Origin of the sequence: Lacrimispora sanguinis, from assembly GCF_044987295.1 — a bacterium.
GTDB classification, from domain to species: Bacteria; Bacillota; Clostridia; order Lachnospirales; family Lachnospiraceae; genus Lacrimispora; species Lacrimispora celerecrescens_B.
This window is the reverse complement of the sequence record NZ_CP173277.1, coordinates 2,175,715-2,196,041: the sequence shown is the minus strand read 5'-3', so window position 1 is coordinate 2,196,041 and position 20,327 is coordinate 2,175,715. Positions and strand designations below refer to the sequence as shown.

Below are 20,327 nucleotides of genomic sequence, written 5' to 3'. Positions count from 1 at the left end.
TTGAAAGAAATTTTTACAAATTTTCAATATCAAAATAGTAAAACTTGAAGAAAGGAAGAATATCATGGATACATTTACAAACCAGTTTATTACGGATGATAAAAATGTTCAGTACTTGAAAGCCGCTATGATGGGGCCAAATGCCATGCGGTTATCAGAGGAATTATCTTCGCACTTAAACATCAATGAACATATGCGAGTCCTTGACCTAGGATGTGGGTGTGGTCTTTCTACGCTTTTGTTGGTAAAAAAATATGGCGCGTCCGTTTTTGCCGCTGACCTTTGGATTCCGCCAACTGAAAACTATGAGCGCTTTCAATCGATCGGGATTGATGATAAGGCCGTTCCGATTTCTTCAGATGCGACAAAAGGACTGCCTTTTGCAAACGGATATTTTGATTTGTTGTTCTCCGTAGATGCCTACCATTATTTCGGCGATACGGCAGAAATGCTCCCATCACTTATTCCTTTTGTGAAAAAGGGCGGCTATATCGCCGTAGCGATTCCCGGATTAAAATACGAATTTGGGGATAATGTTCCCGATGAAATGATACCATTCTGGAATAGCGAGATGGAAAGAACCTTGCACTCTCTTGAGTGGTGGAGGGATTTATGGAAGAAAGCAAAGGGCATTGAAATGGTAGATAGCCGTGAAATGGCCTGTTGCAGACAGGCGTGGAATGAATGGCTGACTGGGAATCATCCTGTTGTTGCGGAGGATATCAAAATGATGGAGGCCGAGGGCGGAAAATATTTTAATCTTATCCAGCTGATTGCTAAAGTACTCTGAATAAATGAGGTTAGCTAAAAACCATTATTTATAGTCAATAAAATATTGACAATTAACATTTCCCGTGTTAGAGTTTTTTTAAACCTATGAGGAAGAGCAAGTACCATTGTACTTACCACACAGAGAGCCGCAGGCGGTGGAATTGCGGCAGGGAAAGGCAGTTGGGAATGGGCTTCTGAGGGCAAACTGAATGGTAAGTAGGTGAGCCGGAGAGTAAACTCCGTTAAGAAAGTCAGCATATGTCAGTATGCGTGAGAGGATGCACCAGATGCATCAAGCCGGGTGGCACCGCAGGAGTTATGACGATACATACTCTTGTCCCTGCAATAATTTATTGTGAGGGATAAGAGTATTTTTTATTTTAAAAATCTACTTATCCCGGAGAGATGCCCAAAAATCATGGGCAGGAAAGAGGAAAGGAGATTTTTGCATGAGTGAAAACAAGATTCCCTACAAAATCTATCTGGAAGAAAGTGAGATGCCAAAAGAGTGGTACAATGTACGTGCTGACATGAAGAATAAGCCGGCTCCCCTTCTAAACCCCGGAACCTTACAGCCAATGTCTGAGGAGGAACTAGGAACTGTATTTTGCAAGGAACTGGTAAAACAAGAGCTGGATAATGATAATCGTTTTATAGAAATTCCGGAAAAAATCCGTGACTTTTATAAAATGTACCGCCCGGCTCCGTTAGTAAGAGCATACTGCCTGGAAGAGAAGCTTAAGACTCCGGCTAAGATTTATTACAAATTTGAAGGCAATAATACAAGCGGAAGTCATAAGCTGAATTCTGCTATTGCACAGGCCTATTACGCAAAGGAACAAGGGTTAAAGGGAGTGACCACTGAGACCGGGGCAGGGCAATGGGGTACAGCCCTTTCCATGGCATGCTCTTATCTGGACTTGGACTGCAGGGTCTATATGGTTAAGTGTTCCTATGAGCAAAAACCTTTCCGCAGAGAAGTAATGCGTACCTATGGGGCAAGCGTGACCCCATCTCCTTCTGAGACAACAGAAGTAGGAAGGAAAATCCTGGCTGAGCATCCTGGAACCACAGGAAGTCTGGGCTGTGCCATTTCTGAGGCAGTGGAAGTGGCAACACATACAGAAGGGTATCGGTATGTACTTGGAAGCGTTTTAAACCAGGTACTGCTTCACCAGTCCGTGATCGGAATGGAAGCCAAGACCGCAATGGATAAATACGGAATCAAGCCTGATATCATCATCGGTTGTGCAGGCGGCGGTTCCAATCTTGGGGGTCTGATATCACCGTTTATGGGTGAAAAACTCAGAGGTGAAGCAGATTACCAGTTTATCGCGGTAGAACCTGCATCCTGCCCTAGCCTGACACGAGGCGTTTTTGCTTATGATTTTTGCGATACTGGAATGGTATGTCCGCTGGCTAAAATGTATACTCTAGGAAGTGGGTTTATCCCATCAGCAAATCATGCAGGAGGCCTGCGGTATCATGGGATGAGTTCCACCTTGTCACAGCTTTATCATGACGGATACATGGAAGCGCGTTCTGTCGAGCAGACAGCTGTATTTGAGGCAGCGGAACAATTTGCCAGAGTCGAAGGAATACTTCCGGCACCGGAAAGCAGTCATGCGATTAAAGCGGCGATTGATGAGGCTTTGAAATGCAAAGAGACAGGAGAAGAGAAGACGATCCTCTTTGGCCTTACAGGCACAGGATATTTTGATATGATGGCTTATGAAAAATTCCATGACGGAGTGATGACAGACTACATCCCGACCGATGATGATCTGAAGGCCGGATTTGACGGAATTCCAAGATTTCCGGGAAATATGGAATAAAACACCTTATATAATAGATTAGAGCGGCTGGCAAAAGGAGACAGGGACTGGTTTTCTTTTGCCGGCCGCCTTTTTATCCATACTTGATTTTGTTATAATTTTAGTGATAGTTGTAGAAATTCCTATATTGTGGTATGCTATAAAAGAATTATGCCCAGAATTTACCTGGTTTTAAAACGTGTAGAATGGAGGCTGGCATATGGCGTTAATACTTTGGCTGATGGCCGTTTCCTGCATTATTTATTATGTTGTGATCGTTCTTTATTCAGGTCTGACCACATCACTTTCTTTTATATGGCTTGTATTTGCTGCCATATGCATATTGCTGCCGGTGGGCTGGGAAGCCTATGTAAAACATAAGGATAAGGTCCCCTTATGGATTCCGGTATCAGTGATTACCATGTGCTGTACCGGAATTCTGGTATTCCTGATGGTGGAAATCCTGGTATTTACGGGAGTTGCTGCCCGGGATACTTCGAACCTGGACTATGTCATTGTGCTGGGTGCCAGAGTAAAGGAAACAGGAATCAGCAAATCCTTAAAAAAGCGGCTGGATAAAGCCATGGAGTACTTAGATGACAATCCTTCTACGATTCTTGTGCTGTCCGGCGGCCAGGGTGATGATGAACCCGTCAGTGAAGCCGCAGCCATGCGGGACTATCTGGTCTTTAACGGAGTAAAAGAAGAACAGCTGATCTTAGAGACCCGATCCACCAGCACGGTTGAGAATATTGCATACAGCCGTGTAGCCATTGAAGAAGATCAGGCGGAAAGGAAAGCCCGCCGTCAGGATCAACCAATTTTCATGGAGCCGGGAACATTTGAAGAGGTGCCGGATAAACCCATTAAAATTGGTGTCCTCACCAGTGATTTTCATGTATTTCGAGCGCTGCAGATTGGAAAAAAATGGGGAATACCGGATATCTATGGCATATCCTGTGGATCTGACCCCATTCTTTTCGTACACTTTTGCGTCAGAGAGTGCGCAGCCATATTAAAAGACAAATTAGTGGGCAATATGTAATTACACGCTAGCAATGAGCAGTGCGAAATAGGACAGGAGAAGATTTACGTTGTGCTTACACATAAGTAAATCTTATCATGGCCTATTTCATAGGGCGAATGCCCGTGGGCAAGCGAATCTTCCAGATTCGCTTGCCGCACTGCGGACTCACGTATAATAAGAACATGCAGGAGGAAAAAACGCAGAATGAATCAGTTTAAAAACCTTGCAGCCTATGAGGTTGTAGAAGAAAAGGCAATAAAAGAGATCAATGCATCCGGATGTGTGCTCCGCCATAAAAAAAGCGGTGCCAGGCTATTCCTCGTATCCTGTGATGATGAGAACAAAGTATTTTCCATCGGATTCCGTACCCCGCCGTCAGACAGCACCGGAGTTGCTCATATCCTGGAGCACAGCGTACTCTGCGGTTCCGATAAGTTCCCGGTGAAAGATCCGTTTGTAGAGTTAGTAAAAGGCTCACTCAATACGTTTTTAAACGCAATGACCTACCCGGATAAAACCGTATACCCGGTAGCCAGCTGCAATGACAAAGATTTTCAGAACTTAATGAACGTGTACCTGGATGCAGTACTCCACCCCAATATTTACAAAGAACCGAAGATATTCATGCAAGAGGGCTGGCATTATGAACTGGAAAGCCCGGAATCCGATTTGATATACAATGGAGTGGTATATAATGAGATGAAGGGAGCATTTTCTTCCCCGGAGGAAGTGCTGGACCGTTACACCAGGAAAACTCTTTTCCCGGATAACTGCTACGGTCAGGAATCAGGCGGAGATCCTGCATTTATTCCGGATCTGACCTATGAAGATTTTCTGGCCTTCCATAAGAGATATTACCATCCTTCAAACAGCTATATTTACCTCTATGGTGATATGGATATGGAAGAAAAACTCGTATGGCTTGATAAAGAATACTTAAGCCAATACGATGAGATAACCATTGATTCCAGGATTCCAAGGCAGAAGCCTTTTTTAAACCCAGTAGAGGGAGAGACTTTCTATTCCATAACCGAAGGAGAGTCCGAAGAAAATGCCACCTATCTTTCCGTCAGTACAGCCGTGGGGACAGACTTAGATCCCAGGCTATATATTGCATTCCAAATCCTGGAATACACCCTTTTGGATGCACCGGGCGCGCCATTAAAGCAGGCTCTTATTGATGCCGGGATTGGTCAGGACATTTTAGGCGGATATGACAGCGGCATTCTTCAGCCCTATTTTACCGTCATTGCTAAAAATGCAAACAAGGAGCAGAGAGGGGAATTCCTCGCTGTTGTAAAAGGTACCTTAAGAAAGCTTGCAGATGAGGGAATCAACAGAAAGAGCCTGAAAGCAGGAATGAACTACTACGAATTCCGTTACAGGGAAGCAGATTACGGTTCCGCGCCAAAGGGCCTGATGTATGGGCTTCAATGCATGGACAGCTGGCTCTATGACGGAGACCCCATGATGCACTTAGAATATCAGGATACCTTTGATTATCTGAAAAAAGTAGTGGATGACGGATATTTTGAGCAGCTCATCAAGGAATACCTTTTGGATAATCCTTTTGAGGCCGTCTTAACCGTAAGCCCTAAAAAGAACTTAACGGCAATGGAAGATGAGAAGGAGGCAAAGAAGCTTGCCGCATACAAAGCCTCTCTTTCAGAAGAAGAGCTTCGGGAACTTGCAGAACAGACCCGCGCTCTAAAAGAATACCAGGAAACCCCATCTCCCCAGGAGATGCTGGAGAAGATCCCTATGCTTACAAGAGAAGATATTAGCAGGGAAGCAGAGGAAATCATATGGGAAGAAAAATCGGCCCATGGCATCAAGGTGATCCATCATGAGATGTTTACCTCCGGAATCGGGTATTTAAAGGTTTTATTCGATACTTCTGCAGTTCCAGTCGAAGATCTGCCTTACGTTGGATTTTTAAAATCTTTGCTAGGCTATGTAAATACAGAGAACTTCTCCTATGGGGATTTAACCAGTGAGATCCATTTAAACAGCGGCGGTGTCAGCTTTAGCGTATCCTCTTATCCCGACTTAAAAAATAAGGGAGAATTTAAAGGCTTCTTCATGGCAAGCGCCAGGGTTCTTTATGAGAAGCTTGACTTTGGTTTCTCTATTCTTGGTGAGATTCTGACCCGTTCTATATTAGATGATGAAAAGCGGGTAGGCGAAGTCATCAGTGAAACCAGGTCAAGAGCCAGAATGAAGTTAGAAGGTTCCTGCCATTCGGCAGCAGTGGCCAGGGCTACTTCTTACTTTTCAGCCACCTCTTCTTTTAACGATTTGACCGGCGGAATCGGCTACTATGAATTTTTAGAAAACCTGGAAAAGGAATATCCTACTCACAAGAAGGAAATCATCGCCCGTTTAAAAGCGGTCATGGAAAAACTCTTCACCTCCAAAAACATGCTGGTCAGCTATACGGCAGATGAAGAAGGATATAAGCTGCTTCCGGATTCTCTTAAGAAGCTCACAGACCTATTGCCTGAAGGAGAAGGAACATGTTATCCCTTCACTTTTTTAAACGGAAACAGGAACGAAGGCTTCAGCACCGCTTCTCAGGTCAATTATGTGGCCAGATGCGGAACCTTTGCGGGCAGCGGCCAGGAATATACAGGTGCTCTTAAAATATTAAAAGTTATTTTAAGCTATGATTACCTGTGGATCAATTTAAGAGTCAAAGGCGGAGCCTATGGCTGCATGAGCGGATTCGGCCGTTCAGGTGAAGGGTACTTTACCTCCTACCGGGATCCAAACGTAAGAGAAACAAATCGTATCTATGACGGAGTCGTGGATTATTTAGAGAGCTTTCAGGAAACAGACCGGGATATGACAAAGTATGTCATCGGTACCATCAGCGACATGGATGTACCGTTCCCTCCCTCTACCAGAGGAAACCGTGGCCTTTCCGCCTATTTATCCGGAGTTGACAAGGAAATGATGGAAAAAGAGCGGGAAGAGGTATTAACAGCCACTCAGGAAGATATCCGCAGTCTGGCCTCCCTCGTGAAAGCTGTTTTGGATACAGGAAGTCTCTGCGTCATTGGAAATGAAGAAAAAATCGAGGCGGATAAGGATCTGTTTGGAGAAACCAAGAACTTATTCCACTCATAATACAAAGCCTTACAGGCAAACCTTTATGTCCAAAAACGTGGACACGAAAGAGGAAAGGAAACCCCTATATGGAAAACAACTATAAATCAGGCTTTGTTACCCTGATCGGACGTCCAAATGTTGGAAAGTCTACCTTGATGAACCATCTCATCGGCCAGAAGATCGCTATAACTTCCGATAAGCCCCAGACAACCAGAAACCGGATCCAGACCGTGTATACGGATGAGAGAGGACAGATCATTTTCCTTGATACCCCCGGAATTCATAAGGCAAAGAACAAGCTGGGAGAATATATGGTAAGTGTCGCGGAGCGCACCTTAAAAGAAGTCGATGTGGTGCTCTGGCTGGTAGAACCGACTACCTACATTGGAGCCGGCGAGCAGCATATTGCAGAGCAGCTAAGCCAAGTGAAAACTCCTGTAATCCTTGTTATTAATAAAATTGATACAGTGAAAAACCAGGAGGAAATCCTGACCTTTATAGACACGTATAAGGATGTCTGCCAGTTTGCTGAGATCGTGCCTGTTTCCGCTTTGAAAGACAAAAATACGGATCTGATGCTGAAGCTTATCTATAAATATCTTCCAAAGGGTCCCCAGTATTATGATGAGGATACGGTAACAGACCAGCCCATGCGACAGATTTCAGCGGAGCTTATCAGGGAAAAAGCCCTTCGTCTTTTAAATGATGAGATTCCCCACGGAATCGCTGTAACAATTGAAAAGATGAAGGAGCGGGATAACGGCATCATGGACATTGAAGCCGAAATTATCTGTGAGCGGGAATCCCACAAGGGGATCATCATTGGAAAAGGCGGTTCCATGCTTAAAAAGATCGGAAGTTCTGCCCGCAGGGAAATAGAAGCTCTGATGGATACAAAGGTAAATTTACAGCTTTGGGTCAAGGTACGGAAAGAATGGCGTGACAGTGAGCTGTATATGAAAAATTATGGATATAATGAAAAAGACATTTAAAAGTGGTGGTAGGAATTGAGGGAAGTTGAGACCATGACGGGGATGGTAATAAGGGTATCTCCGGTTGGAGAAATGGATAAGCGCCTTGTAATACTCACCAGGGAAAGAGGAAAGATCATCGCATTTGCCAGAGGGGCCAGAAGACCAGGCAATCCGCTTATGGCGGTAAGCCGCCCCTTTGCCTTCGGGCAGTTTTCCCTGTATGAGGGAAGGGATTCCTATACTCTTAGGTCGGCGGAGATCACCAATTATTTTGATGAATTGTCCCTAGATGTGGAAGGAACCTGCTACGGTTCCTATTTCCTGGAACTGGCAGATTATTACGCCAGGGAGAATATGGACGGAACAGGTCTTCTAAAGCTACTTTACCAGTCCATACGGGCGCTCTTAAAACCAGCCCTGAAAAATGAGCTGGTTCAAAGGATTTTTGAACTAAAAGCAATGGTGTTAAACGGAGAATACACAGAAACCCCACCCTGCCCTGTCAGTGATTCAGCAAGTTATGCGTGGGAATATGTAATTGTTTCACCTGCAGAACACCTATATACCTTTACGCTTACAGAACCAGTGTTGGAGGAATTTATTCGCTGCGTGGAAATTAATAAAAAACGCTATGTGGACAAAAATTTCCATTCGCTAGAGATTTTACACACCATGACTGGATGGAAACTATTGAAATGACAGGTGGGGTTTGGTATAATGTTCAAGAATGCAATGAGCAGTGCGAATCAGGGTACGAGAAAATTTTCGTTGTGCTTGCACATAAGAAAATTTTCTCGTGCCCTGATTCATAGGGCGAATGTCCGTGAGCCCGTGAAGCCACAGGCTTCACGGGCTGCACTGCGGCTTCACGGGTTGCACCGCGCTTCACGGTCTGCTCCGCGATCTTCACTGCAACTCCCCCAACCCGCCACCCCCAATTTCAAAGCAGGAGGGAAAAGTATGAAAAAAAAGAAAGCCTTTCTGGCTGCCTTTATAGCCGCCGGAATGTTAACGGGCTGCTTAGGCAGAAGCGGAGGCGGCACCATGAATACGGAGAGCAGCAGAATATATATAACAGAAGAAGGAGCCCTTCAGACCGCCACAGTAGAAACCTACACACAACAAGATTACTATCGTGCAGATGAATTAAAAGCCTATCTGGAAGAAGCTGTTTCCGGATATAACGAGACCCATGGTCAAGGATCGGTAACCCTGGATTCCTGCACTTTAGAAAACGGAAATGCCAAGATGGTCTTCCGTTATGCATCAGGAAGTGACTTAGCAGGTTTTACTTCCCAATACGAAGATAAAGTAAACCAGGTAGATTCCATTACCGTGACCCGTGTGTCCGATATCCTGGAACAGAGTGAGTCAGAAGGAGTCGCCTTTAAAAAAGCCTCCGATGGAAAACCAGCAGAAAAAAAGGCATTATCCAACAAAGGAGACTGTTTTGCCATCGTCGTAGAGACCCCCCAACCGGTGACAATACAAACCCAAGGAAAGCTTTTATTTACATCCAAGAATGTATCTATAAAGGATCACTATACCGTTCAGACAGCAAAAGGGAAAAATTACATCATTTTTAAATAAGAGAGGTTAAGATCATGGAAAAGACAATGGAAAAGATTGTGGGACTTGCAAAATCAAGAGGATTTGTATATCCTGGCTCCGAAATTTACGGCGGCCTTGCAAATACCTGGGATTACGGCAACTTAGGTGTAGAACTGAAGAACAATGTAAAAAAAGCATGGTGGCAGAAATTCATACAGGAAAGCCCGTATAACGTAGGCGTAGACTGTGCCATCCTGATGAACTCCCAGACCTGGGTTGCTTCCGGACATTTAGGCGGTTTTTCCGACCCGCTGATGGACTGCAAGGCATGTAAGGAGCGTTTCCGTGCAGATAAACTGATTGAAGACTATATGGCAGAAAACAATATCACCATCGAAGGTTCAGTTGACGCCTGGTCCCAGGAAGAGATGAAGAGCTATATCGATGAGAAGAACATCTGCTGCCCAAGCTGTGGCAAGCATGATTTCACAGATATCCGTCAGTTTAACCTGATGTTTAAAACCTTCCAGGGAGTAACTGAAGATGCCAAAAATACCGTATACTTAAGACCAGAGACAGCTCAGGGTATTTTCGTAAACTTCAAAAACGTACAAAGAACCTCCCGTAAGAAAATTCCATTCGGAATCGGACAGGTCGGAAAGTCCTTCCGTAACGAGATCACTCCAGGAAACTTCACCTTCCGTACCAGGGAATTTGAGCAGATGGAGCTGGAGTTTTTCTGTGAGCCTGATACAGACCTGGAATGGTTTGCATACTGGAAAGAATTCTGCATCAACTGGCTGCAGACTCTGGGCATCAAAGAAGACGAGATGCGTGTCAGAGATCATGAGAAAGAAGAGCTTTCTTTCTACAGCAAGGCAACCTCTGACATTGAATTCCTGTTCCCATTCGGATGGGGCGAGTTATGGGGAATCGCAGACAGAACCGATTACGACTTAAACCAGCACCAGAATACTTCCGGACAGGATATGACATATTTTGATGATGAAAAGAAAGAGCGTTACATTCCCTATGTAGTGGAGCCATCTCTGGGAGCCGACCGTGTAACCCTTGCATTCCTTTGTGCCGCATACGACGAAGAAGAGATTGCAGAAGGAGATGTACGTACCGTACTTCATTTCCATCCGGCCATTGCACCTGTTAAGATCGGCGTTCTGCCTCTTTCCAAGAAGCTGAATGAAGGCGCAGAAAAAGTATATGCAGAGCTTTGCAAATACTATAACTGCGAATTCGATGACAGAGGCAACATCGGAAAGCGTTATAGAAGACAGGATGAGATTGGTACTCCATTCTGCGTTACCTATGATTTTGATTCAGAGGAAGATTTCGCAGTAACCGTCCGTGACCGTGATACCATGGATCAGGTAAGAGTTCCTATTGCAGAGCTGAAGAGCTATTTTGAGGATAAATTCCGTTTCTAAATATGATCGTTTTAATATAACAGAAATAGTTCGTAGAACTTAAAAAGAAGGAGAAAGAGGCATTTGCCTCTTTCTCCTTCTTTTTTATCTCACAGCGGATACATATTACTTTTTTATCTCTGCCCCTTATCGTAAGGAATACCCTCTGCCTTTGGAGCCTGAGAGTTTCTTGAAGTAAAGATCAGTACGATCAAGGTGATGATATAAGGCACCATTTTATAGAAGTAGCTTGGAATGCCCAATGAGCTTAAGAACGGGATACCGGAATAAGCGGATGCGATAGCCTTCATAAGCCCGAAGAAAAGGGAGGCAAGCATGATATTGACCGGTTTCCACTGGCCGAAGATCAAAACAGCCAGAGCCAGGAAACCGTATCCGGCTACGTCTGCGTTAAAATTGGTGGAGGTAGGAACCACAAAAACAAGTCCACCAAGTCCGCCAAGAGCGCCTGAGATCATAACGCCTGCATATTGCATCCGGTATACGTTAATACCGGCGGAATCGGCTGCCTGGGGATGCTCGCCGCAGGACCTAAGCCTTAAACCAAACCGGGTTTTATAAAGAACAATGGTTGAAAGCAAAAAGATTGCAATGCCGATATAAGTGGTAATATAAGCGTTCTGGAACAGGAGAGGACCGAAAAACGGTATCTTTCCTAAAAACGGAACGGAGGTAATACGGAAGGTATTGTTAAACTGAACCTGCTGTACTCCCTGAATGACACGGGCCACGAATATGGCAAATGCGGGAGCGAACATGTTTAATGCCGTACCGCTGATTACCTGATTGGACTTCATGTTAATGGAAGCGTAGGCGTGGAACAGGGAAAATACCATACCGGTTACCATGGAGATCAGCACCGCAGCGATGAGCTGGAACTGGCCGTTCATGGAGCCGCCTGTAAAATGAATGAACAGGATACCGGTAAAGGCTCCCATTGTCATGATTCCTTCCAAAGCAATGTTAATGATTCCGCTTCGCTCAGAGAACATGGCTCCCAAAGCTACGATCATGAGAGGAATCATGAAATACATGGTCTGCTGAAAAATGAAATAAACTACACTCATGATTTCGTTCCTCCTTCCTTAGCTGCTTCTGCTTTTTCGCCTTTCTGCTTGTGGATTTTAGAAAGAATGATCTTAACCATAAGGGCAAATGCGCTGAAGTAAATAATAACTGCAACGATAATATCAATGATTTCCGTAGAAAATTCAAACAGCTGCAAGTAAAATCCCCCGGCTGTTAAGTATGCGATAAAGATACCGGAGAACAGAACACCGATTGGGTTGCTTAAGCCCAGCAATGCAACGGAAATGCCGGTAAAACCTTCCGATGCCAGCACATCCTTGATTTCGATGTGCTTACCGGTACCAGCCAGATACAGAAGTCCTCCTGCCAGTCCTGCAATGGCTCCTGCGATAACCATGGATAAAATAATACTCTTTTTTTCATTGATACCGGCATATTTGCTGGCATCCCGGTTAAAGCCTACAGCCTTTAATTCATAACCAAAGGTTGTCTTGTTCAGAAGGAGCCAAATCACAATAACCGTAAGGATAGCAATGAGAATTCCGCCGTTAACACTGGAACCTGGGAATATCTTATCAAGTCCCATCTTCGGGATGTTGGCTGTTGCAGCCACATTCCGTGATTCATTACGAAGGTTATTAAATAAGGGTTTATAGCTTTTCACAATCCAGTTTACCAGATACATGCCGATGTAGTTCATCATAATGGAGGCGATTACTTCATTTACGTTAAAATAAGCTTTTAAAAGCCCTGGTACAAGGCCCCACACAGCACCTAAGATGACGCTGGCAAGAAGGGCCACAATCCAGTGAGCCGGACCTAAGGACGTCCAGAGGATTCCCACATAGACAGCACCAAACCCGCCCATGATAAACTGACCGGGAGTTCCGATGTTAAAAAGCCCTGTCTTAAAGGCAAATCCCACGGAAAGACCAGTGAGAATGATAGGTGTTGCATAATAAAATACCTGTCCAACACCCTTGGCGCCATGGGTAAATGCTCCTGATAAAATTGTTGCGAATCCGGGAAGCGCCTGCTTTGGATTGCAGAGGAACAGAATGATCAGGCCTACGATCAATCCAAGCACAATGGCAAAAATGGAAGAAAGAATTCCTGTATGGTCTTTTATCTGTTTCGGTTTCATGATCTGCCACCTTCTTTCTTTGCGCCTGCCATATAAAGACCCAATTCCTGAACGGTAACGTTCTTGGGGTTTAAGTCGGCTACGATTCCGCCTTCAAACATAACCAGAATCCGGTCGCTTAAATTCATGACTTCATCTAACTCCAGGGATACTAAGAGAATGGCTGCTCCTGCATCTCTTTGCTTTATCAGCTGGCGGTGAATGTATTCAATGGCACCCACGTCTAAGCCACGGGTGGGCTGAACGGCCAGAAGAATATCGGGAGCTTTGGAGATTTCTCTTGCAACGATGGCCTTTTGCTGGTTTCCACCGGACATACTGCGGGCTGTGGTATAGGAGCCTTCACTGCTTCTTATATCATAATCCTGGATCAGTTTTTCCGCATATTCATAGATCTTGTCATTTTTTAAGAAAGTACTGCTTTGGAATTCCTTTTCAAAATACTGCTGAAGAACCAGGTTATAGGCCAGGTTATAATCCAGGACAAGACCGTGTTTATGGCGGTCCTCCGGTATGTGGGACAGACCATGGGTGTTTTTGTAACGGATGCTCTTTTTCGTCACGTCTTCCCCATTGATGGTAACGGTACCGGTGCTCATATCGGAAATGCCGGTAATGGCATGAATAAGCTCTGTCTGGCCGTTGCCGTCGATGCCGGCAATACAAACGATCTCACCTCTTTTAACCTTGAATGAGACATCATGAACCATTTTCTTTGTCTGGCCTTCTCTTTTGGCCTCCACGGAAAGATCCTTTACTTCCAGCACAACATCTCCGGGCTTGGAAGGATTCTTTTCAACGGTCAGATTTACCTTCCGGCCGACCATCATCTCTGACATTTCTTCAGGTGTTGTTTCTGCTACCTCTACCGTTCCAATATATTTACCGCGGCGCAGGACAGAACAGCGGTCCGCAACCGCCTTGATTTCATTGAGCTTGTGGGTGATAAACAGGATGGATTTGCCTTCCTTTACCAGATCTTTCATGATCTGCATCAGTTCGTCAATTTCCTGAGGTGTAAGAACCGCAGTGGGTTCGTCAAAAATCATGATTTCGTTGTCGCGATAAAGCATTTTCAAAATCTCGACCCTTTGCTGCATTCCAACGGTAATGTCCGATATAATCGCATCCGGGTCCACGAATAATTTGTATTTCTCGCTTAAATCCATAACTTTTTTGCGGGCATCATCCATCTTTAAAAACCCGCGTTTCGTCGTTTCAATGCCCAGAACAATATTCTGAAGTACGGTAAAATTTTCCACCAGCTTAAAATGCTGATGAACCATGCCAATACCCAGAGCATTGGCATCCAGAGGCCCGGTTATTTTTTCTTCGTTGCCTCTGACCTTAATGACGCCTTTTTCCGGCTGGTACAGGCCGAATAAGACACTCATGAGCGTGGATTTTCCCGCGCCGTTTTCACCAAGCAGAGCAAGTATCTCGCCTTTCTTTAATTGAAGAGTGATGTCATCATTGGCTATGATACCTGGAAATTCTTTTGTGATGTGAAGCATCTCAATAATGTAGTCCATAAAATCCCCCTTAATTCGGTACCTATCTATGGGACCTGGTTAATAAAATACACCTTGGTATTTTTCTGCTTTTATGAGAAATAAAAAAGAGATGCCGTAAGAGACCAGGTCTGTTCTGACTGGTGAATCAAACGGCATCTCCTTTCCACTTTCTAGCCCATGTTATTTGGGCATATAGGTATGCCTGAAGGCGTTCCGCTTTCTAGCCCACGCTATTTGGGCTTAAAGGTATGCCCGAAGGGCGCTTCTTTTGCAGGTTATTCTACAAAGTTAATTTTTGTCTTTTCAAGCTTTAAGTCAACCGTAGGATTGTTGTTATCCTGAGAAGGCTGAACAAGTTCGATCTTACCGTCTTTTAACTGAGCAAAGATACCATCATAATCCTGCTGTGTGAACTTGGTAAATTTGGAAGTTTCCATTGGAAGTCCGATACCATTGTTCTTTGCTGAGAAGATGCTGGTTTTTCCGCCTGGGAAAGAATTGTCATAGAATGCCTTTACTCCATCGTAAACGGATACGGACAGCTCTTTCATAGCTGAGGTGATAACGGTGTTGGATTCAAAGCTCTGGTCAACGTCAACGCCGATAACCTTTGTGCCTTTTTCTTCAGCAGCAGCCATAACGGAGTTACCAACTGCGCCACCGCAACCGAAGATTACTTCAGTTCCGTTCTGGTACCAGGAAGCTGCCATAGACTGTGCTTCTGGTGTAGCGGCAAATGCACCTGTGTAGTTGTACATAATTTCTACGCTGTCGATTCCCATTTCCTTAGCTGCAACGTCAGCACCTTCTGCAAATCCGTAGCCATAACGGATAACTGCAGGAACTGCCATACCGCCTAAGAAGCCAAGCTTTGTATAGCCGTCTTTCACTGCTGCATAGCCTGCTAAGAATCCAGGCTCGTCTTCCTGGAAGAGGATCGGCATTACATTAGCCTCTGTTCTGAATTCTGAATAATCACCATTGTGAGGTTCGCCATCGAGGAGGATGAAATGAACATCCTTGTACTGATCCTGAGCAAGGAATACAGGCTCTTCAAATAAAAATCCTGGGCAAACAACTAATTTGGCGCCGCCTTCGATGGCAAGGCCGATGGTCTCAAGATAGGAATCCGTGGTACCTTCCTGTGGCTGGTAGTACTTGTAAGAAATTTTGTTTTCTTCCGCATACTTCTTCATGCCTTCCCAAGCACCCTGGTTAAAGGACTTATCGTCAATGGTTCCTAAGTCTGTAACCAATGCAAGCTCATACCCGTTGTCAGATTTTTCTGAAGCTGCGGCTGTTGTTTCTGCCGCCTTTTCAGCTGCAGTTGTGGTTTCCGGTGCAGCTGTAGTAGCGCCGCCTTGATTGGAAGATCCACATCCGCTTAATGCTGCAGTCATCATGACTGCCATTGCTAATGCTAATGCTCTCTTTTTCATAATCTTGTTTTTCCTCCTGTTTTTGATTAATTTTCAGAGATACCACTAATGTATCACATTTTCGCTCTGGAAACAATCTCATTTGGTGTTATTTTACAGAAAAAATCAAAAAACAATCGAGCATTTTATGTAATATATTACTTAACCTTTTACAATAAAAGGATATTCTCTGATTTTGCTTGTTATTTAAAAGAAAAATGATACACTGTTAAAAGATTTGAAAAGGAGGATATTTATGAAAAAGGCAAATCTACTGGAAGATCCGGTGAAAAAATTATTTTTAAGGTATCTGATGCCATCCATCAGTGCCACTCTGGTTACTTCCATATATATATTGGCGGACACCCTGATGATCGGACGGGGAGTCGGTGCCATCGGCATTGCTGCCTTAAACCTTCTTCTGCCCTTATACAGTCTGTTTTTCGGAACCGGCCTGTTGTTTGGCGTAGGCGGAGGCGTGCTTTTATCCATTTCCAAGGGAAAGGGAGATGAGCATGGGGCCAGGGAATATTTTACGGCTGCACTCTGCATGGCGGCTGTTGCCGGAGTGTTCTATGTGACAGCAGGGCATCTGCTGTTTGATCCTGTGACAAAGTTTCTGGGGAGAAATGAAACCATGGATCTTTATGTCAGGGAATACGGAAGGATCCTGGTATGGGGAGCGCCAGTATTTCTGCTTTCTTCTTTCCTGCAAGCCTTTGTGAGAAATGACAGAGCTCCTAAAATGGCCATGGCCGCCGTGATTACAGGCGGTGTTACCAATGTGATCCTGGATTATATTTTCATCTTTCCTATGAATATGGGTATGGCAGGAGCAGCAGCGGCTACTGTAATCGGTTCCTGCCTGACCCTTGGCATTCTGATTACCCATTTATTTTCTAAGGGAAGTTCCTTAAAAATTGCCCTTGGCTTCAAATGGAGAAAAGCTGGGGAAATCGTGGTAAACGGCCTTTCCAGCTTCCTATTAGAGACATGCAGTGGAATCGTCATGTTTTTATTTAACCGCCAGCTTTTGGCTTACGTTGGTGATCTTGGAGTGGTGGTGTATGGTATCATATCCAACAGCGCTTTGATCGTAGCTTCTATTAATAATGGTATCTCCCAGGCCTCCCAACCAATTCTGGCCATAAATTATGGGGCCGGGAAAAAGGAGAGGTTAAAGGAAACACGCCGTATGGGAGAATTGACCGTTTGCTTTGCCGGTATGCTGTTTGTGGGATTGGGTATGTTTTTCCCGGCTCTGGTAACAGAGGCCTTTGTAAAGCCTGCGGATGAGATTTTAGCCATGTCGGTTCCTGCTGTCAGGATATATTTCCTGTCATTTCTTCCCATGGGATTTAATATCTTGTTCAGCACCTGGTTCCAGTCGGTATTAAGTCCGGGAAAAGCCTTGTTCATCTGCCTGATGCGGGGACTTGTATTAAGCAGCATCCTGGTATTTATCCTTCCAATGGCATTGGGAGTAAATGGAATTTGGGCCGTTATGCCGGCGGCAGAATTTTTAACGCTGGGACTCTGCCTGGTGTTGCTGAAAGAAAAAAAGAACACCTAAATTCGCATATACGAACTAAAATCGTATATCGGAAAATGACTGACTATGGAAGTACTTTCAAGGTAATTGTATCGAAAAAAGAGCTAATTTTTGCCAATAATTAAAAAAACCCCCTTTACTAGCGTTTGAATTATGCTATAATATTTGCAGGGCTTTTCTGCAAATGAATCCGGCAGAAGAGTTGGACAACCAACACAATTTGAGGAGGAAATTTACTTATGGCAAGAAAATGGGTTTATTTGTTTACCGAAGGTAATGCAAGCATGAAAAACCTGTTAGGTGGAAAAGGAGCCAATTTGGCAGAGATGACAAATTTAGGTCTTCCAGTTCCCCAGGGATTTACCATAACAACAGAGGCTTGTACTCAGTATTATGAGGACGGCGAGAAGATTAACGATGAGATCATGGACCAGATTATGGAACACATCACTAAGATGGAAGAGATCACCGGAAAGAAGTTCGGCGATAAGGAAAATCCTCTTCTGGTTTCTGTTCGTTCTGGTGCAAGAGCATCCATGCCAGGTATGATGGATACCATCTTAAACCTTGGTTTAAATGAAGAGGTAGTGGAAGTTCTGGCTGCAAAATCCGGTAATCCCCGTTGGGCATGGGATTGTTACCGCAGATTTATCCAGATGTTCTCCGACGTCGTTATGGAGGTAGGCAAAAAGTTCTTTGAAGAGCTTATCGATAAGATGAAGGAAGAAAAAGGAATCACAGAGGACGTAGATTTAACTGCTGATGATTTAAAGGAGCTTGCAAAACAGTTCCAGGCTGAATATAAGGAAAAGATCGGAGCAGATTTCCCGGCAGATCCTAAGTTACAGCTGATGGAAGCAATCAAGGCTGTTTTCCGTTCCTGGAACAACCCAAGAGCAAACGTATACCGCCGCGACAACGATATTCCATATTCCTGGGGTACTGCTGTTAACGTGCAGATGATGGCGTTCGGAAACATGGGCGAGACCTCCGGTACCGGTGTTGCATTTACACGTGACCCAGCAACCGGCGAGAAACACCTTATGGGTGAATTCTTAATGAACGCACAGGGCGAGGACGTAGTTGCTGGTATCCGTACACCGCAGAAGATCGACCAGTTAAAGGAAGTTATGCCGGAAGCATATGAGCAGTTCGTAGGAATCTGCAATAAGCTGGAAGATCATTACAGAGATATGCAGGATATGGAATTTACCATTGAAGATAGAACACTTTACATGCTTCAGACCCGTAACGGCAAGAGAACAGCAAAGGCTGCTTTAAAGATTGCTTGTGATCTGGTTGATGAAGGCATGATTTCAGAGGAGAAGGCAGTTAAGATGATCGATCCAAGAAACTTGGATACTTTACTCCATCCTCAGTTTGATACAGATGCATTAAAGAAGACAGAACCTATTGGAAAGGCTCTGGCAGCATCTCCGGGAGCTGCATGCGGTAAGATCGTATTTACAGCAGACGAAGCAAAAGCATGGCATGAAAGAGGCGAGAAGGTTGTTCTGGTTCGTCTTGAGACCTCTCCGGAAGATATTGAAGGAATGAAGGCCGCTCAGGGTATCTTAACCGTACGCGGCGGTATGACTTCTCATGCAGCAGTTGTTGCACGCGGAATGGGTACATGCTGTGTATCCGGCTGTTCCGAAATCATTATGGATGAAGAGAACAAGAAATTTGTCCTGTCAGGCAAGGAATATCATGAAGGAGACTTCTTATCCCTTGATGGATCTACCGGTAAGATCTATGACGGAATCATTCCGACAGTAGACGCAGCCATTATCGGTGAATTTGGTAGAATCATGGCATGGGCAGATAAGTATAGAAGACTGAAAGTAAGAACCAATGCTGATACTCCTGCTGATGCAAGAAAAGCAAGAGAACTGGGCGCAGAAGGAATCGGCCTTTGCCGTACCGAGCATATGTTCTTTGAAGGAGACAGAATCGACGCATTCCGCGAGATGATCTGCTCCGATACCGTTGCAGAGAGAGAAGCTGCTTTAGAGAAGATCCTTCCTGTACAGCAGGATGACTTTGAAAAGCTTTATGAAGCATTGGAAGGCAATCCTGTTACCATCCGTTTCTTAGATCCGCCTCTGCATGAGTTTGTTCCAACAGAGGAAGACGACATTAAGAAGCTGGCAGATACACAGGGCAAGACAGTTGCTCAGATCAAGAGCATCATCGATTCCTTACACGAGTTCAACCCAATGATGGGACATCGTGGTTGCCGTCTGACAGTAACCTATCCTGAGATCGCAAAGATGCAGACAAAGGCAGTAATCCGTGCAGCCATCAACGTTCAGAAGGCACATTCTGACTGGAATGTTTGCCCGGAAATCATGATTCCGCTGATCTGTGATGAGAAGGAATTAAAGTTTGTTAAAAAGATCGTAGTTGAAACTGCTGACGCAGAGATCGCTGCAGCAGGAAGCAACTTAAAATATGAAGTAGGTACCATGATTGAGATCCCAAGAGCATGCCTGACCGCTGATGACATTGCCAAAGAGGCAGAATTCTTCTGCTTCGGAACCAATGACTTAACTCAGATGACTTATGGCTTCTCCCGTGACGATGCAGGCAAGTTCTTAAATGCTTACTATGACACCAAGATCTTCGAGAATGACCCATTTGCAAAACTGGATCAGACCGGTGTAGGCAAGCTTATGGAAACAGCAATCAAGTTAGGCAAGGGCGTTCGTCCGGAAATGCATGTTGGTATCTGCGGCGAGCACGGCGGAGATCCTTCTTCCGTAGAGTTCTGCCATAAGATTGGTCTGGATTATGTATCCTGTTCTCCATTCCGTGTGCCGATTGCAAAACTGGCAGCAGCACAGGCAGCCTTGAACAATTAAGGAGCTTTAGAAGTCGAAACGACTTAAATAATTATATATATCAATATATGAAACTCAAAAGGGGTTGTGGTACCGGCAATTTGGTACACGGCCCCTTTGGGCGTCAAATGGATAGA

The 20,327-nt window shown here is 44.6% G+C and carries 14 protein-coding genes; 10 read left to right on the top strand and 4 right to left on the bottom strand.

From position 1 onward, the window contains the following. Positions 1 to 64: 64 nt before the first annotated feature. The 8 genes from ACHZES_RS10185 (at position 65) to ACHZES_RS10150 (ending at position 10,690) form a co-directional block, all read left to right on the top strand. Positions 65 to 790, top strand: coding sequence for a cyclopropane-fatty-acyl-phospholipid synthase family protein (locus tag ACHZES_RS10185; RefSeq protein ID WP_154522420.1), 726 nt, complete (start codon positions 65 to 67; stop codon positions 788 to 790). Between the two features lie 430 nt (positions 791 to 1,220). Beyond that, positions 1,221 to 2,606, top strand: a complete 1,386-nt coding sequence (locus tag ACHZES_RS10180) for a TrpB-like pyridoxal phosphate-dependent enzyme (protein WP_395548071.1) — start codon at positions 1,221 to 1,223, stop codon at positions 2,604 to 2,606. Between the two features lie 199 nt (positions 2,607 to 2,805). Continuing rightward, the gene (locus tag ACHZES_RS10175; RefSeq protein ID WP_038280927.1) at positions 2,806 to 3,630 is read left to right on the top strand and encodes a YdcF family protein; all 825 of its coding nucleotides are present in this window, start codon (positions 2,806 to 2,808) and stop codon (positions 3,628 to 3,630) included. A gap of 186 nt (positions 3,631 to 3,816) precedes the next feature. Beyond that, positions 3,817 to 6,741, top strand: a complete 2,925-nt coding sequence (locus ACHZES_RS10170) for an insulinase family protein (RefSeq protein ID WP_395548072.1) — start codon at positions 3,817 to 3,819, stop codon at positions 6,739 to 6,741. Positions 6,742 to 6,809: 68 nt separating this feature from the next. Continuing rightward, positions 6,810 to 7,715, top strand: a complete 906-nt coding sequence (gene era / locus ACHZES_RS10165) for a GTPase Era (protein WP_038280925.1) — start codon at positions 6,810 to 6,812, stop codon at positions 7,713 to 7,715. A gap of 15 nt (positions 7,716 to 7,730) precedes the next feature. Then, entirely contained in the window at positions 7,731 to 8,396 is a 666-nt protein-coding gene (recO, locus tag ACHZES_RS10160; protein WP_038280924.1) for a DNA repair protein RecO, read from the top strand. Positions 8,397 to 8,657: 261 nt separating this feature from the next. Continuing rightward, the gene (locus ACHZES_RS10155; protein WP_395548073.1) at positions 8,658 to 9,287 is read left to right on the top strand and encodes a hypothetical protein; all 630 of its coding nucleotides are present in this window, start codon (positions 8,658 to 8,660) and stop codon (positions 9,285 to 9,287) included. 14 nt (positions 9,288 to 9,301) lie between these two features. Next, positions 9,302 to 10,690 (top strand): glycine--tRNA ligase, encoded by a 1,389-nt coding sequence (locus ACHZES_RS10150; protein WP_038280922.1) that lies wholly within the window; start codon positions 9,302 to 9,304, stop codon positions 10,688 to 10,690. A gap of 113 nt (positions 10,691 to 10,803) precedes the next feature. Here ACHZES_RS10150 and ACHZES_RS10145 read toward each other — a convergent pair whose 3' ends face one another. The 4 genes from ACHZES_RS10145 to ACHZES_RS10130 all read right to left on the bottom strand — a co-directional run bounded on the left by ACHZES_RS10145 (position 10,804) and on the right by ACHZES_RS10130 (position 15,816). Beyond that, positions 10,804 to 11,757 carry an ABC transporter permease gene (locus ACHZES_RS10145; protein ID WP_395548074.1) on the bottom strand — a complete coding sequence of 318 codons (954 nt, stop codon included), beginning with the start codon at positions 11,755 to 11,757 and terminating at the stop codon, positions 10,804 to 10,806. Beyond that, positions 11,754 to 12,863, bottom strand: a complete 1,110-nt coding sequence (locus tag ACHZES_RS10140) for an ABC transporter permease (protein WP_038280920.1) — start codon at positions 12,861 to 12,863, stop codon at positions 11,754 to 11,756. Before ACHZES_RS10140 ends, ACHZES_RS10145 begins: the two co-directional genes overlap by 4 nt. Beyond that, positions 12,860 to 14,395 carry an ABC transporter ATP-binding protein gene (locus ACHZES_RS10135; protein ID WP_038280919.1) on the bottom strand — a complete coding sequence of 512 codons (1,536 nt, stop codon included), beginning with the start codon at positions 14,393 to 14,395 and terminating at the stop codon, positions 12,860 to 12,862. Before ACHZES_RS10135 ends, ACHZES_RS10140 begins: the two co-directional genes overlap by 4 nt. A 257-nt stretch (positions 14,396 to 14,652) precedes the next feature. After that, positions 14,653 to 15,816: a BMP family protein gene (locus tag ACHZES_RS10130; protein WP_038280918.1), complete on the bottom strand. Its 1,164-nt coding sequence runs from the start codon at positions 15,814 to 15,816 to the stop codon at positions 14,653 to 14,655. Positions 15,817 to 16,051: 235 nt separating this feature from the next. Here ACHZES_RS10130 and ACHZES_RS10125 point away from each other — a divergent pair, with 235 nt between their 5' ends. Together ACHZES_RS10125 and ppdK are read left to right on the top strand one after the other, a co-directional pair. Continuing rightward, the gene (locus ACHZES_RS10125; RefSeq protein ID WP_395548075.1) at positions 16,052 to 17,368 is read left to right on the top strand and encodes an MATE family efflux transporter; all 1,317 of its coding nucleotides are present in this window, start codon (positions 16,052 to 16,054) and stop codon (positions 17,366 to 17,368) included. 218 nt (positions 17,369 to 17,586) lie between these two features. Then, positions 17,587 to 20,211, top strand: a complete 2,625-nt coding sequence (ppdK, locus tag ACHZES_RS10120; RefSeq protein ID WP_038280916.1) for a pyruvate, phosphate dikinase — start codon at positions 17,587 to 17,589, stop codon at positions 20,209 to 20,211. Positions 20,212 to 20,327 lie beyond the last annotated feature (116 nt).